Annotated in this window: 12 protein-coding genes and 2 pseudogenes; 5 read left to right on the top strand and 9 right to left on the bottom strand. The window is 59.3% G+C overall.

Translation table 11 applies throughout. The features are described 5' to 3' along the window. Nucleotides 1–3: 3 nt before the first annotated feature. Nucleotides 4–522, bottom strand: a complete 519-nt coding sequence (gene ispF / locus ACLD9W_RS03605) for a 2-C-methyl-D-erythritol 2,4-cyclodiphosphate synthase (RefSeq protein ID WP_410840733.1) — start codon at nt 520–522, stop codon at nt 4–6. 64 nt (nt 523–586) lie between these two features. Further along, nucleotides 587–1,432 carry an aldo/keto reductase gene (locus tag ACLD9W_RS03600; RefSeq protein ID WP_410840732.1) on the bottom strand — a complete coding sequence of 282 codons (846 nt, stop codon included), beginning with the start codon at nt 1,430–1,432 and terminating at the stop codon, nt 587–589. A 99-nt stretch (nt 1,433–1,531) separates the two neighbouring features. Between ACLD9W_RS03600 and ACLD9W_RS03595 the strand changes: the two are divergent. The 3 genes and pseudogenes from ACLD9W_RS03595 to ACLD9W_RS03585 all read left to right on the top strand — a co-directional run. Continuing rightward, nucleotides 1,532–1,666: pseudogene (locus ACLD9W_RS03595) on the top strand (IS481 family transposase); the annotation flags it as partial. A 150-nt stretch (nt 1,667–1,816) separates the two neighbouring features. Next, nucleotides 1,817–2,167, top strand: a complete 351-nt coding sequence (locus tag ACLD9W_RS03590; RefSeq protein WP_410840731.1) for an integrase core domain-containing protein — start codon at nt 1,817–1,819, stop codon at nt 2,165–2,167. Nucleotides 2,168–2,483: 316 nt separating this feature from the next. Then, nucleotides 2,484–2,900 carry a pyruvate kinase gene (locus tag ACLD9W_RS03585; protein ID WP_410840730.1) on the top strand — a complete coding sequence of 139 codons (417 nt, stop codon included), beginning with the start codon at nt 2,484–2,486 and terminating at the stop codon, nt 2,898–2,900. Between the two features lie 139 nt (nt 2,901–3,039). Here the strand turns inward: ACLD9W_RS03585 and ACLD9W_RS03580 are convergent, their stop codons facing one another. Continuing rightward, nucleotides 3,040–4,011 (bottom strand): TIGR03571 family LLM class oxidoreductase, encoded by a 972-nt coding sequence (locus ACLD9W_RS03580; RefSeq protein ID WP_009427304.1) that lies wholly within the window; start codon nt 4,009–4,011, stop codon nt 3,040–3,042. A 295-nt stretch (nt 4,012–4,306) separates the two neighbouring features. On the opposite strand from ACLD9W_RS03580, the gene ACLD9W_RS03575 reads away from it, so the two are divergent. Next, nucleotides 4,307–5,299, top strand: a complete 993-nt coding sequence (locus ACLD9W_RS03575) for a LysR family transcriptional regulator (RefSeq protein WP_410840729.1) — start codon at nt 4,307–4,309, stop codon at nt 5,297–5,299. Nucleotides 5,300–5,768: 469 nt separating this feature from the next. Here the strand turns inward: ACLD9W_RS03575 and ACLD9W_RS03570 are convergent. Continuing rightward, nucleotides 5,769–6,587: pseudogene (locus tag ACLD9W_RS03570) on the bottom strand (sulfatase-like hydrolase/transferase). A 500-nt stretch (nt 6,588–7,087) separates the two neighbouring features. Here ACLD9W_RS03570 and ACLD9W_RS03565 point away from each other — a divergent pair. Continuing rightward, nucleotides 7,088–8,425 carry a sodium-dependent transporter gene (locus tag ACLD9W_RS03565; RefSeq protein ID WP_410840728.1) on the top strand — a complete coding sequence of 446 codons (1,338 nt, stop codon included), beginning with the start codon at nt 7,088–7,090 and terminating at the stop codon, nt 8,423–8,425. Between the two features lie 100 nt (nt 8,426–8,525). Here ACLD9W_RS03565 and ACLD9W_RS03560 read toward each other — a convergent pair whose 3' ends face one another. The 5 genes from ACLD9W_RS03560 to pncB all read right to left on the bottom strand — a co-directional run bounded on the left by ACLD9W_RS03560 (nt 8,526) and on the right by pncB (nt 13,505). Further along, nucleotides 8,526–8,852, bottom strand: coding sequence for a rhodanese-like domain-containing protein (locus ACLD9W_RS03560; protein ID WP_410840727.1), 327 nt, complete (start codon nt 8,850–8,852; stop codon nt 8,526–8,528). Nucleotides 8,853–8,951: 99 nt separating this feature from the next. Next, nucleotides 8,952–9,608: a protein-L-isoaspartate O-methyltransferase family protein gene (locus ACLD9W_RS03555; RefSeq protein ID WP_410840726.1), complete on the bottom strand. Its 657-nt coding sequence runs from the start codon at nt 9,606–9,608 to the stop codon at nt 8,952–8,954. Between the two features lie 97 nt (nt 9,609–9,705). Continuing rightward, on the bottom strand, nt 9,706–10,245 hold the full coding sequence (locus tag ACLD9W_RS03550; protein ID WP_410840725.1) for an NUDIX hydrolase: 540 nt from the start codon (nt 10,243–10,245) through the stop codon (nt 9,706–9,708). Between the two features lie 216 nt (nt 10,246–10,461). Further along, nucleotides 10,462–12,144 carry a vWA domain-containing protein gene (locus ACLD9W_RS03545; protein ID WP_410840724.1) on the bottom strand — a complete coding sequence of 561 codons (1,683 nt, stop codon included), beginning with the start codon at nt 12,142–12,144 and terminating at the stop codon, nt 10,462–10,464. A 149-nt stretch (nt 12,145–12,293) separates the two neighbouring features. Then, nucleotides 12,294–13,505 carry a nicotinate phosphoribosyltransferase gene (gene pncB, locus ACLD9W_RS03540; RefSeq protein WP_410840723.1) on the bottom strand — a complete coding sequence of 404 codons (1,212 nt, stop codon included), beginning with the start codon at nt 13,503–13,505 and terminating at the stop codon, nt 12,294–12,296. Nucleotides 13,506–13,566: the final 61 nt, after the last annotated feature.

Below are 13,566 nucleotides of genomic sequence, written 5' to 3'. Positions count from 1 at the left end.
GGTTTAGGCCGTCTGAACGGCGGGAGGGGGTGTGAAGGCGTTGTCGATCGGGGCGAGGAGGACGGCGGCTTGGGCTTCGATGGCTTCGCTGCGGCCGAGGTAGCCGAGTTTTTCGTTGGTTTTGCCTTTGATGTTGACGCAGCTTTCGGGGAGTCCGAGGTCGGCGGCGATGTTGGCGCGTATGGCGGGAATGTGGGGGGCGAGTTTGGGCTGCTGGGCGATGACGGTGGTGTCGGCGTTGACGACGCGCCAGCCCGCTTCCCGCACGCTTTGGTAGGCGGCACGCAGGAGGACGCGGCTGTCGGCGTTTTTGAATTCGGCGGCGGTGTCGGGGAAGTGGCTGCCGATGTCGCCCAGCCCCGCCGCGCCGAGTAGGGCGTCGGTGAGGGCGTGCAGGAGGGCGTCGGCGTCGGAATGGCCGAGCAGGCCTTTGTCGAAGGGGATGGCGACGCCGCCGAGGATGAGGGGGCGGCCGGGGACGAGCTGGTGTACGTCGTAGCCTTGGCCGATACGCAGGTTCATGTCGGGATTCCTTTTTGGGTGGGAGGCCGTTTGAAAGGGTTTCAGACGGCCTTTTGCCGGTTTGTTATATGTTGAAAGCCAGTCCGTGCGCCCATTTCACGCGTTCTACCGGTTCGCGGGTAAAGAGGCTGCGGCCGGATTCGAGCGCGGCGATGGCGGCTTTGTCTGCATCGTCGAGCGCGAAGTCGAACACGTCGAGGTTTTCCGCCATGCGCTCGCGGCGGGCGGATTTGGCCAGCACCACGATATTGCGTTCCACCAGCCAGCGGATGATGACCTGCGCCGCCGATTTGCCGTGTTTCGCGCCGATGGCGCAGAGCGTGGGGTTTTCAAAAATGCCGTGCTGCCCTTCGGCAAACGGCGCCCACGCCTGCACGGCGATGCCTTCGGCCTGCAATTCGGCGGCTTCGCGCAGCCGCTGGTGGAAGGGGTTGACTTCGATTTGGTCTGCCTGCGGCATCACGCGGTTGAATACGCCCAAATCCACGGCGCGTTCGGGCGCGAAGTTGCTCACGCCGATGGCGCGGATTTTCCCTGCGGCCTGCCATTTTTCCAGCGTGCGCCAGGTGCCGTAGTAGTCGCCGTAGGGCTGGTGTACCAGCACCATGTCGATGTAGTCGAGGTTCAGACGGCCTAAGGAGCGGTGCAGCGAGGCTTCGGCAGCGGCCTCGCCCGCGTTTTCCACCCAGATTTTGGTGGTAACGAACAAGTCTTCCCGCGCCACGCCGCAATGCGCGATGCCGCGGCCGACTTCGCTTTCGTTCAGATAGGCCTGCGCGGTGTCGATATGGCGGTAGCCCGCTTCGACGGCATGGATAACGGCCTGTTCTGTGTCTTGCGGCGGGATTTGGTACACGCCGAAGCCGAGCAGCGGGATTTTTACGCCGTTGTTGAGGGTGAGGGTATGCATAAGGATTCCTTTGCGGGTAAACAGAAGTTTCAGACGGCCAATCTTACCGCAAAGGCAGCCCAATCAGACAGAGGCCGTTTGAAAAGAAGCCTTTGACAATCCCGCCTGGCCGCATGGCTTATCCGCCTGGGTATCCTCCCCGGCCGCAGCCGTCCGCTGCACCCGCAGACCAACGGCAAAGACGAACGTTTCCACCGCAGCCTGAAAGCCGAAGTGCTCAAAGGCAGAACCTTCGGCGGGGCTGTTGGCAATCAGCTTGCGAAGCGGTTTTTTGAGGAAAAATTCGCGGATGCAAGGAAAAAAGCACAGCAAGGTTGGACACCTTGCAAGCATTTTTGACGCGGCAGTCGCGGATTTTTACCAAAAACACTGCCGCAAGGCCGGTTGCCAACAGCCCCCGAGCAGGCACAGCAGGCATTTGACAGCTGGCGGCACTGCTACAACCACGAAAGGCCGCATGAAGCACTGGGACTGGACACCCCTTCGCAACACTACCGCAGCAGCCCGAGGGAATTTCCCGAACACTTGGCACCGGTCGAATACCCGCCGGGAGACTTAGTGCGCAAAACGGACATCAACGGCCACATCAGCCTGCTGGGTCGGCAGATACGCATCGGCAAAGGGCTGGTCGGACAAACCGTAGCCTGCCGTCCGGTACCAAGCGAAGACGGTGTGTACGAAGTCTATTTCTGCTTCTACCGCCTCGGCCGGATTGACCTGAACGACTTCTGCTAAACTGCCCGAAAAACTGTTACCCATGTCCCCGCACAGGTGTTACCTATGTGTCCGGTCTGTACAGCTTGCGCGGGGGAGGGTCGGGGTGGGGGTGGCAGTTCGCAGAACTGCGTTTGCCGATATCCCGCAAAAGTTTCCACAGCGGCCTGCGCCCCCACCCCAGCCCTCCCCCGCAAGCGGGAGAGGGACGCAGCAGCCCGACAAGTTTCAGACGGCCGCAAAGGCAGCCTGAAAGCCGCAAACTCCGACGCAATGAAAACCATGAGGCCGTCTGAAAACCCCTTTTTTCAGGCTGCCCCAAGCCAAAGGCAAAACCATGAACTACTGGCATATGCAAATCCACCCAAGCGGCCAAGCCGCCGAGTTTGCGCCGCATCTGGCGGGCATCCTGACACGCGGCATTATCGGCCTGGGCGAGTGGCCGCAGGGCGCGGCGGCAATTCGCGCGTTTCACGAAACCATGCAGACGGGCGATATTGTCGCCGTCAAACGGGGCGGGGAGTTGGTGGCGCTGGTGGAAGTGGCGGGCGACGCCTACACCGCCGCCCCCGCCGACGATCCCGACCCGCACAGCCGCTGGATGGCGCACCGCCGCCCCGTACGCGTGCTTGATTGGGCAGACGGCAGCGCGCGCATCCCGCACAACCGCGGCACGCTGGTGCGCTGCGCCGATATGCAAACCGCCACGAGCCAAATCATCCGCGACTGGCATCACCGCGTACAGGCAGCCTGAAAGCGTTGCTCCGCCAATCTGCCGAAGCGGCGTTATCCGTGTCTGCACAGGCATCAACGCGGGAAGGGCGGGAGGCCGTCTGAAAAATCAAAAAGGCCGTCTGAAAACCCTGTTTGGGGTTTTCAGACGGCCTTCAGTTTTATTTGCCCGCATCAAACTGCGACACGATGTTTTCCAAAAAGTCCTGCATGGTTTCCAGCGGCGGGCGGCGGGTGGGTTTGAGATTGGCGACGATGTGCGAGACGCCGATTTCCTGCTGCTGCGCGTAAAAGTCGGCAATGGCTTTATGACCACCGCGCAGGTAGATGCCGTTGAACACTTGCAGCGGCGCGTCTGCGTCTTCCAAAAGCTCGACGAAGTTGCACGTGCCAAACGGCCGCCAGATGCCGCTTTCGTTCAACGCATCGAGTTCCGCCAAGAGTTTTTTCAGGTGCGGCAGGTCGGCGGAATACCACAGCCAGCCGTCGGATTCGTTGGCAATCCAGCGCAAATCCTGCCGCGCGCGGCCGACGGTCATCATCGGCAGGCGCGATTGGGTCGGCTTGGGGGTTAAATCCAAATTGCCGTAAAAGCGGCCGCCGTGTGCGGTGTCGAAGCGCGGGAAGCTCTGCTCGGTGAGGCGGCGGATGGTTTGCCAGTTTTCTTGGAAACGCTCGGCGCGGTTGTCAAACTCTTTGGCAAAGGCGGGGTATTCGCTGGGGCGGTCGCCGCCTGCCAGACCCAACACAAAACGCCCGCCGCTCATCTGGTCGACGGAGGCGGCTTCTTTGGCGGTGAGTATCGGCTCGCGCAGCGGCGAAACGTAGCCCGCCGAGCCGATGGTGATGTGTTCGGTGAGCGCGGCGAGATAACCCAGCGTGGCGGTGATGTCGTACATTTGCCCCGCGTCGCCGAAATTGGGGTCGTAAAACGGCACGTCGCGCACCCACAGCGCACCCAGCCCGCTGTTGTCGGCCTGTTTCACCAGCGCGGTGAAGTCGCTCATGTCGGGAAAGGGCGAATCGGCGTAGCCCATAAACGGCGAAATAATGCCCAGCGTGAGCCTGCCCGGGCGGAAGGCGCGGGCGAAACCGCGATGGTTTTGCAGATGTTGCGGCACGGTTTTTTCCATTTGCTGCTCCTTAAAATCAGTTGCCCGAAAGGGAATGGCTGCATTGTAGGCTGGCTATTGGCAGAGAAAAACCGCATAATGATGAAAAAACTTTTTGATTGTTTCAAATAATCGGGGTTTCAGGTGGCCTGAATGCTTAGCAAGCCAACTTCCTAAATGCCGTCATTCCCGCGCAGGCGGGAATCTTTTCTACCCTTTAACCGGCCGATTGTTCTATCAGAAATAGCCGAATGCCAACCAAGATTCCCGCCTGCTCAGGAATAGCGGCATTTAAAAAACATTAGAGAAAACCGATATGCACGATTTCCGCGCCATGGCGATATTCGCCGAAGTCATCAAACACCAGTCCATGCAGCAGGCGGCAAAAGCCTTGGGTCTGACCGTGTCCACCGTCAGCCTTGCCGTGTCCAAGCTCGAACAGCAGCACGGCATCAAGCTGCTCAACCGCACCACGCGCAGCCTCTCGTCCACCAACGCCGGCGAAGCCTTTTACCAAGCCTGCCTGCAAATGCTGCACGGCGCAGAGCGCGCCCATCGGATTTTGGAGCAGCAGAAAACCGAAATCGAAGGCACACTGCGTATCGCCAGCTTCACTTCCGTAAGCGCGCTGCCGATTGCCGACAGCCTGAAAAACCTGCTCGCGCAACACCCCGCGCTCACCGTCGAATGGCACGTGGACGACAGCTTCAGCAACCTCTACCGCCAACAAATCGACATCGCCATACGCGGCGGCGCACACGCCCTCAACGACCCGCAGCTCATCGCCCGCAAACTCTTGGAAACCGAAAGCGTACTCTGCGCCAGCCCCGACTATCTCGCCGCCGCACCCGCCATCCGTACGCCGCAAGACCTGCCCGCCCAGCAATGGATAGATGCCGCGCCCGCCGAATACGTGTTTACCCATGCCGCACAAGGCAGCGTCCGCATCGCCCCCAAAGCCCGAATGCTGTGCAACAACGGATTGTTATCCAAAGAACTTTTGCTCAAAGGCTTCGGCATCGCCGTGCGCGCCCGCGCCGAGTTTGACGGCGAATTCGCCCAAGGCCGCCTAATCGAAATCCTGCCGCAATGGACGCTGCCGAAAATCCCGATTTACCTCGTTACCCTCAACCGCGAACAACCCGCCCGCGTACGCGCCGCAGTCGAAGCCCTCGGCGCGGCTTTGTATGAGTACCGGCTGCAGGGCGGGGGTGAAAGGGGGAGGCCGTCTGAAAGCCTGCAAAACAGGGTTTTCAGACGGCCTCAAATCGGCCTGAAATCCGAAAGGCCGTCTGAAAGCGAAGTTTAAACGGAATGAAAACGTGGTTTTCAAACCCGAAAGGCCGTCTGAAATCAAAAATCCCGCCGTGCACCTTACTCCCTCCTCTGCGCCCAATGTACACCCCAAGCGCGGGGGAGGGTCGGGGTGGGGGTGGCAGTTCGCAGAACTGCATTTCCCGCCGCAGCCGCTCCCGAAAAATTTCCGCAGCGGTGCACATCTCACCCTAGCCCTAACCCGTTTATGCTCCGAAGGGGTACTGGCGGGAGAGGGGACGCCGTTGTCCGATAGGTTTCAGAAACGTCATTCCCGCGAAGGCGGAAACGGCCTCAAATCGGCCTGAAACCCGAAAGGCCGTCTGAAAGGAAAGCTTAAACGGAGTGAAAACGTGGTTTTCAAATCTGAAAGGCCGTCTGAAAGGTTGAGGCCGTCTAAAAAAACGCGGATGTGGTTTTTTCAGACGGCCTCTGTCTGCGTTTTGCAAGCCGCAAGGCGGCGTTCAGTTGCCGATCATCTTCCGGTTGCCGTTTGCGTCGATTTCCATATATCCGGCGTCGCCGCTGAGGATGTTGCCCGTCACATAGGCGGGTAGGCAGGGGGCGGCGGGGTAGTTGTAGCCGAGCAGGCCGATTATCCAGGCAGACAGTTGGTAGTGGTGGTTGCGGCGGCAGGCGGAGAAGGTTTGTCTGACCTGTGCCTGCAAGGCGCTGTCGGGGGTGTAAACCATCAGGGGCACGGTGTAGACGTCTTCGTGCCAAACGCCCGCTGCGGCGTCTTTGTCGTTGACGAGCTGGCCGTGGTCGGAGGTGTAGATGAAAATTCAGTCGCTGCCGCCCGTGCTTTGCAGGTGTTGGAGGATTTCGTCGCGGACGGTGTCGGTTTGGCGGACGGTGTTGTCGTATTTGTCGGTTTGCGAGGCCGTGCCGAATACCTGCTCCTGCGGTTCGAGCAGCTTGCCGTAGGGCATATGCGAGCCCCGCTGGTGGAGGACGATGAAATGCCTGCCCTGCGACAGGTCGGTTTCTTTGAGCTGTTTGACGAGGTTTTTGTCGGGCATGCTTTCTTCCGCGCCGAATCCGAAGCTGCCGGAGTAGGTGAGGCGGTCGATCCACTTCATGCCCAGCAGGTTCATTATCCGCATTTCGCCTTCGGCCTGGGCGCTGTGGAAGTGGTTGGTGTAGCCCTGTTCTTTGGCCAGGCGCATCAGGGAGGTGTCGCCGCGCGATATCTGCATGAAGCCGTTGGGGCGGGGCACGGCGTTAAACAGCATGGGCAGGGCGACGCGGGTCATCAGTCCGGCGGAGTAGGCTTCGGCTATCTAGGGTGTGTTGACAATCAGCCTTGCGGCGGTGTTTTTGGCAAAAAATACCCGCCTGCCGCGTCAAAAATGCTCGCAAGGTATCCAACCTTGCTGCGCTTTTTTCCTTGCATTCGGGCATTTTTTACTCAAAAAACCGTCTCGCAAGCTGAATGTCAACACGCCCTAGGATAACGGACAGGCTTTTTTTCATGTTATGTTTTGGTGGCGCGGTCGGTAGGGAGTTGTTACGGAGTGTAAAGAAGAGGCCGTCTGAAAAAAGGCGCGATTATACGGCTGCGTAATATTTCAGACGGCCTTAACGTTTTAAAACGATATAAAACGTCTTTTAAAAGAGAATTTCGGAATATCGTGTTTTGAAAACAGGTTTTTCGGAAAGATAAATGCGTGTTGCGGGGCTCTTCGGCACAAAGCCTGCCTTATCGCGGCGGGCGCTTTTTTCAGACGGCCTTTTTGTTAAAATCGCGCGCTTCTTTTTAACAATAAGACAGGTTTACGCGATGAAAACCCCTTCGAGCTGGTCTTCCAAGATCGGTTTTATTTTGTCCGCTGCAGGCTCGGCCATCGGCCTGGGCGCAATCTGGAAATTTCCCTACACCGCCGGCACCAACGGCGGTGCGGTTTTTTTCCTGCTGTTTCTGCTGTTTACCGTTTTGGTGGCGCTGCCGGTGCAGCTTGCCGAGTTTTATATCGGCCGCAAGAGCGGCAAGAATGCGGTGGATTCGTTCAAAGCGCTCTCGTCGAGCAGAATCTGGCCGTGGGTGGGGCGTTTGGGCGTGTTCGCCTGCTTTGTGCTGCTGTCGTTTTACAGTGTGGTCGGCGGCTGGGTGCTCAATTATGTGGTGCACGCCTTTACGGGTGAGATTCACGCGGGCGCGGATTTCGGCGCGCTGTTCTCGGCGACGATTGCCGATCCCGTCGGCTCGATTGCCTATCAGGGGCTGTTTATGCTGATGACGGTGTGGGTGGTGAAAAGCGGGATTTCAGACGGCATCGAGAAGGCCAACCGCTATATGATGCCCGCGCTGTTTGTGCTGTTTGTCGTGTTGGCGGTGCGCTCGCTGACGCTGCCTGATGCGATGGCGGGCGTGTCTTTCCTGCTGAAACCGGACTGGTCGTATTTCACGCCGCAGTCGATGCTGACCGCGCTGGGGCAGGCGTTTTTTGCGCTGAGCATCGGTGTGTCGACGATGATTACTTATGCCTCTTATTTGGACAACAAGCAGGACTTGTTCCGCTCGGGACACAGCATTATGTGGATGAATCTGTTTGTGTCGCTGCTAGCCGGGCTGGTGATTTTCCCCGCCGTGTTCGCCTTCGGTTTCGAGCCCAGTTCCGGGCCGGGGCTGATTTTTATGGTGCTGCCTGCGGTATTTATGAAGATTCCCTTCGGCGGCGTGCTGTTTGCGGTGTTTATGCTGCTAGTGGTGTTCGCCACGCTGACTTCGGCGTTTTCGATGCTGGAAACGGTGATTGCGGCGGTGATCCGCGAAGACGAAAGCAAGCGCAGCAGCCGCACCTGGCTGATCGGCACGGCGATTTTTCTCGTCGGTATTCCGTCGGCGCTGTCCTTCGGCGTGATGGCGGAGGTGAAGTTTTTCGGTAAGACGCTGTTTGACCTGTGGGACTATATGATTACCGCGCTAATTATGCCGCTGAGCGCGCTGAGCGTGTCGGTGTTCGTCGGCTGGCTGCAAAACCGCGCGGCGGTGCTGGAACATATGCGCGAGGGCAGCACCGTGCCGCAGGCGGTGCTGATCCTGTGGCTCAACACGCTGCGCTTTATCGCTCCGGTAGCGATTGTGCTGGTGTTTGCCAATACGTTGGGTTGGATTTAGGGGATATGCCGATAAAGAATAAGGCCGTCTGAAAGCGGGTTTGCGCTTTCAGACGGCCTTTTTTCAGACGGCCTCGGGGCGGCGGGCGGCCGCTTTGCGCTCAGTAGCGCGGCATATCGGGCTCGAGATCCCGTGCCCAGGCGTCGATGCCGCCTTTGAGGTTGTAGAGCGGCGCAAAGCCCGCGTCGGCCAGATAGAGGGCGCAGTATTGGCTGCGGATGCCGTGGTGGCAGTAGACGGCGATGGGCGTATCGTCGGGCAGTTCGTTATGGCGCATCGCCAGTTCGCCCATCGGGATGGGCACGCTGCCGGGCAGGGCGCAGAGGGCGGTTTCTTCCGGCTCGCGCACGTCGAGCAGCAGCGTGTCGGGCTGTTCGGCCAGGAGCGCTTGCAGTTCGTGCGGGGTGAGTTGGGTGATGTCGGTCATGGATTACATTCCTTGAAGCAGGGGCGAAAGAGTGCAGGCCGTCTGAAATTCAGACGGCCTGCGCCAAACATCGCTCCTGCGCGGCGTGTTGAACAGGTTTTAAAAATCGAAGTCGCCGAAAGGCTTGGCGGTTTTGTCGCTCAGATAGGGAATCATGGTGTCGAAGAGGATTTTTTCGCCGAATTTCTCGCCCTCGCGGGTAATCAGGCGGGCGCGCTGCACGGGGTTGCGGCCGGTAACGATCACCAGCCTGCCGCCGTCTTTGAGCTGGTTTTTCAGTACTTCGGGCACGCCCTCGGCCGCGCCGCCGACATAAATGGCGTCAAACGGGGCGGCAGCGTTCTGCGTGGCGAGGCCGTCGCCTTGGGCGTAGACGATGTTGTCGAAACCCAGGCTATCGAGCACGGTTTGGGCGCGCTGCTGCTGTTCGGGGTCGATGTCTACGGTGACGACTTCGCCCGCGAGTTTGGCGAGCACCGCAGAGGCGTAGCCCGAGCCGGTGCCGATTTCCAGCACTTTGTCGGTTTTTTTCAGGGCAAGCCCCTGTATCAGGCGGGCGACGACTTTCGGTTCGAGCATGGCGCTGCCGTTGGGCAGGGCGAGCGTCAGATCGGCATAGGCATAGCCCTGCTGCTCCCGGCTGACGAAGGCTTCGCGCGGGATGGCATCCAGCGCGTCGAGAATGTCGAAGTCCAACACGTCCCACGGGCGGATTTGTTGTTCGACCATATTGAAACGTGCTTTTGCAAAGTCCATGATTGTGCTCCGTTGTGTTTTGTCTGGCGGGAAAGGCCGCGATTATAAAGGCTTTGCCGTGCTTTTGACAGCAAGAGGCCGTCTGAAAAACCGTTTTTCAGACGGCCTCCTGCAACAGCCAGTGTTGCAGGGCGATCAGGGTTTTGCCGTCTTGGATTTCGTTGTTTTCAAGGGCGCGGCGCACTTCGTTGCGCGTGAGCAGGACGGTTTCGACAAATTCGTCGCGGTCGGGCTGCAGGGTGCTGGTTTTGCTGACGTTGGCGGCGCGGTAGAGATACATTTTTTCGTCGCAGAAGCCGGGGGCGGTGTAGAAAGTGGCGATTAACTCGGCGCGCTCGGCGGCGTAGGGCGTTTCTTCGGCCAGCTCGCGCAGGGCGCAGGCGGCGGGGTCTTCGCCCGCATCGAGTTTGCCTGCGGGCAGTTCGAGCAGCGGCGCGCCCAGTGCGTAACGCCATTGGCGCACGAAGACGATTTCGCCGTCGGCCGTTTCCGCCAGCACGCAGGCCGCGCCGGGGTGGCGGATAACGACGCGCTGCCCCTCGTTGCCGTTGGGCAGGCGCACGGTGTCGCGGGAGATGGTGACAAACGAGCCTTCGTAAATCGGTTCGCTGCCGATTCGGGTTTCGGTTAAGTCCATATCGGGTTGTTCCTTGTTCGGTTGGTGGGAGGCCATCCCCGCCTACGCGGGAATGACGTTTCTGAAGGGGTTTCAGACGGCCTGAAAAACAATCGGTGCCGTCGTTCCCGCCTGTACCCCTTCGGGGCATAAACGCGGGCATGACGGCGGTAAAAGATTTGCGGGTGTTGAGGCCGTCTGAAAACCGTTTACCCGTTTTCAGACGGCCTTTGCGGTTTACTCGCCCTGTTTTTCAGGCTGCTTGCTGCTCAAACTTTTGGCAATGCCGACGAGTTCTCGGAACTCGGCAAGCAGGCCGAAGGGGTCGTGGGCGCGGGTGTCGGCGGCCATTTTTTCGACGGCATTCCAGTCGAGTTTGCCGTTGTATTCGCCGCCGCGCAGTTGTTGGGCGTAGGAGGCGGCGGCCAGGGCTAGGCGGGTGTCGGTGTCGGCTTGGGCAAGCGGGATGCTGCGGGCGGGCACGGGCTGCTCGATCAGTTTGCTCGCGCTTTGGCCGGGCAGTTTGTAGCGCACTTTGACGTAGGCGTATTCGTTTTTGCTGCCGTCTGCGGCGGGGGCTTTCTGGTAGCGGGAGTTATCCAGCCAGCCGGTTTTGCCCTGCGGGATGATTTCGTAAAGGGCGGTGACGCTGTGGCCGGAGCCGATGTCGCCGGCATCGACTTTGTCGTTGTTGAAGTCTTCGTTGCGCAGGGTGCGGTTGGTGTAGCCGACGAGGCGATATTCTTTAACCGTGGCGGGGTTGAATTCGACTTGGATTTTGACGTCTTGGGCAACGGTGGCGAGGGTGGAGGTGAGCTGGTGTTGCAGCACTTTTTTCGCTTCTTTTTCGTTGTCGATGTAGCTGTAGTTGCCGTCGCCCGCGTCGGCGATTTGTTCCATCATCTCTTCGTTGTAGTTGTCGGTGCCGAAGCCTAAGGTGCTGAGCGAGATGCCGCTTTTGCGTTTTTCGGCGACCATGGATTTGAGGGTTTCGGTATCGGACACGCCGACGTTGAAGTCGCCGTCGGTGGTCAGCAGGATGCGGTTGATGCCGTTTTTGACGAAGGCTTTTTGCGCTTCTTCGTAGGCCATTCTGAGGGCGCGTTCGCCCGATGTGGCGCCGTCTGCTTCAAGGCTGTTGACGGCGCGCAGGATGGTGTCTTTGTCTTTGCCGGAGGTGGGCGGCAGGACGAGTTTTTCGCCGGAGGCGTAGGTGATGATGGTGACTTTGTCTTGCGGGCGCAGCTGTTCGGTGAGAATGCGCAGGGTTTTTTTGACCAGCGGCAGTTTGTCGGGCTCGGCCATGCTGCCGGAAACGTCCACCAGGAAAACGAGGTTGGCGGGGGGCAGGTTTTTCTTGGCGGCATCCTGCGCCTGTATGCCGATTTTGATGAGCTTGGCTTCAGGCTGCCACGGCGAATCGACAGTTTGGGTGTGCACGGCGAAGGGGCGGCCGTCTTGCGGCAAGGGGTAGGAATAGGGGAAGTAGTTGACGATTTCTTCGATGCGCACGGCGTCTTTGGGCGGCAGGCGGCCGTTGTTGAGGAAGCGGCGCACGTTGGCGTAGCTGCCGGTGTCGACGTCGATGCTGAAGGTGGAAACGGGCTCTTGGGCAACGGCTTTGACGGGGTTTTCAGGCTGCTTCTGGTAGCGTTCGGTGTTGGTAACGTGTGGGGCGGTTTCCTGTACATCGTATACGGCGGCAGGCGAATACGCCACTGCGGCGGGCGCTTCGGCCGGTATCGGTTTGTCGGCAGCCCCGTCCAAAGCCAAACTTTCTTTTGCCGCGCTGTTTTTTTGTATACCCGATTCGTGTGGCGGGGTGGCCGGCTGGCAGGCGGCCAATGCGGCAACCGTCAGGACGGTTGTGATGTTTAACAAGATATGTTTGCGTGCGGGAATGTCGGAATGGGTTTTCATCGAAATTTCCTTTATGGTTGAAACCCCGCCGTTTGGGGCGGCAGGAGGGCTGTTTTGTCGGTTTGCCTGCATTCGGCGTTTTTTTGGTGCGGCAGATTCGCAGTTCGGAAAAGGCCGCCTGAATTTATGGGTTTCAGACGGTCTGCCGTTTATTTCGGTTCGGGGATTTGGAACGTTTGGCGCAAGTAGGCCAGGAAGGTGTCGTTGTGGGTCATGGTTTTGCCCGGGCTGTCGGACAGTTTGGCGACGGACTGGCCGTTGCATTCCACCAGTTTCAAGACTATGTTCAGCGGCGTGTGGCCGAGGTCGTTGGTGAGGTTGGTGCCGATGCCGAAGCTGGTTTTGAAGCGGTCTTTGAAATATTGGTGCAACGCCCATGAACGTTCGATGTCGAGGCCGTCTGAAAAGGTGAGCATTTTGGTGCGGCTGTCGATTTTGAGATTTTTGTAGTGGGCATAGGCTTTGTCGCCCCATTCGTAGGGGTCGCCGCTGTCATGGCGCAGGCCGTCGAAGAGTTTGGCGAAGTAGAGGTCGAAATCGCGCAGGAAGGCGTCCATGCCGACCACGTCTGTCAGCGCGATGCCCAAGTCGCCGCGGTATTCGTGCACCCAGGCTTCGAGGGCGGCCGTCTGAAAGTCGCGCAGGCGCACGTGCAGGGCTTGGAAGGCCTGCAAAAATTCGTGCGCCATGGTGCCGATGGGGGTGAGGCCGAGTTTTTTCGCCAGATAGACGTTGCTGGTGCCCCTGAACGCATCGGGCGCGGCTTGGTGCAGGGTGCGCACGACGTGTTCCTGCCAGGCGAGGGTGTAGCGGCGGCGCGTGCCGAAGTCGGAAACGAGAAACGGCGGGTCTTCGGGATTTTGGTTGCCGGCAAAGGTTTTCAGGCGGGCTGCCTTTTCTTGCAGGCGGCGTTCGCCTTCGGCCAGTACTTCGGGCGTTTCCAAACGGCGGAAGTAGAGTTCGTTGACGATGGCCAAGATGTAAATTTCAAAGAACATGGCCTGTATCATCGGCCCTTCAACACGGATGTGCAGTCGGCCGGCCTCGTCGGTCGTTACCGTTACGAAGCGGCGTTTGAGCTGGAACAGTTCGAGGTAATCGACGAAATCGCTTTTGATGAAGCGCAGGCCGCGCAGGTAGTCCAGTTCGTCCTGCGTGAGTTTGAGGGTGCACAGCGCGTCAAGCTCGGCTTCGAGTTCCGCGCGGATTTCGGCCAGCGGGTAAACCGTGTCTTCATTGTTGCGGCAGCGGAATTCGTACACGCCGTGCGCCTGCGGAAACTGGTGCAGCACGACTTGTAGCATGGTGAATTTGTACAGGTCGGTGTCGAGCAGGGAACGGATAACGGGGGCGTGGGACATGGCTTTTGCCTTTGCGTTGGAAGGGAAAACGCATTAGAACACGTTTACAAAAAGGCGGCAA

The sequence above is a fragment of the Neisseria sp. WLZKY-1 genome (assembly GCF_046546535.1).
Lineage (GTDB): Bacteria > Pseudomonadota > Gammaproteobacteria > Burkholderiales > Neisseriaceae > Neisseria.
The sequence above is the reverse complement of the archived record's forward strand: the minus strand, read 5'-3'. Positions and strand labels throughout refer to the sequence as shown.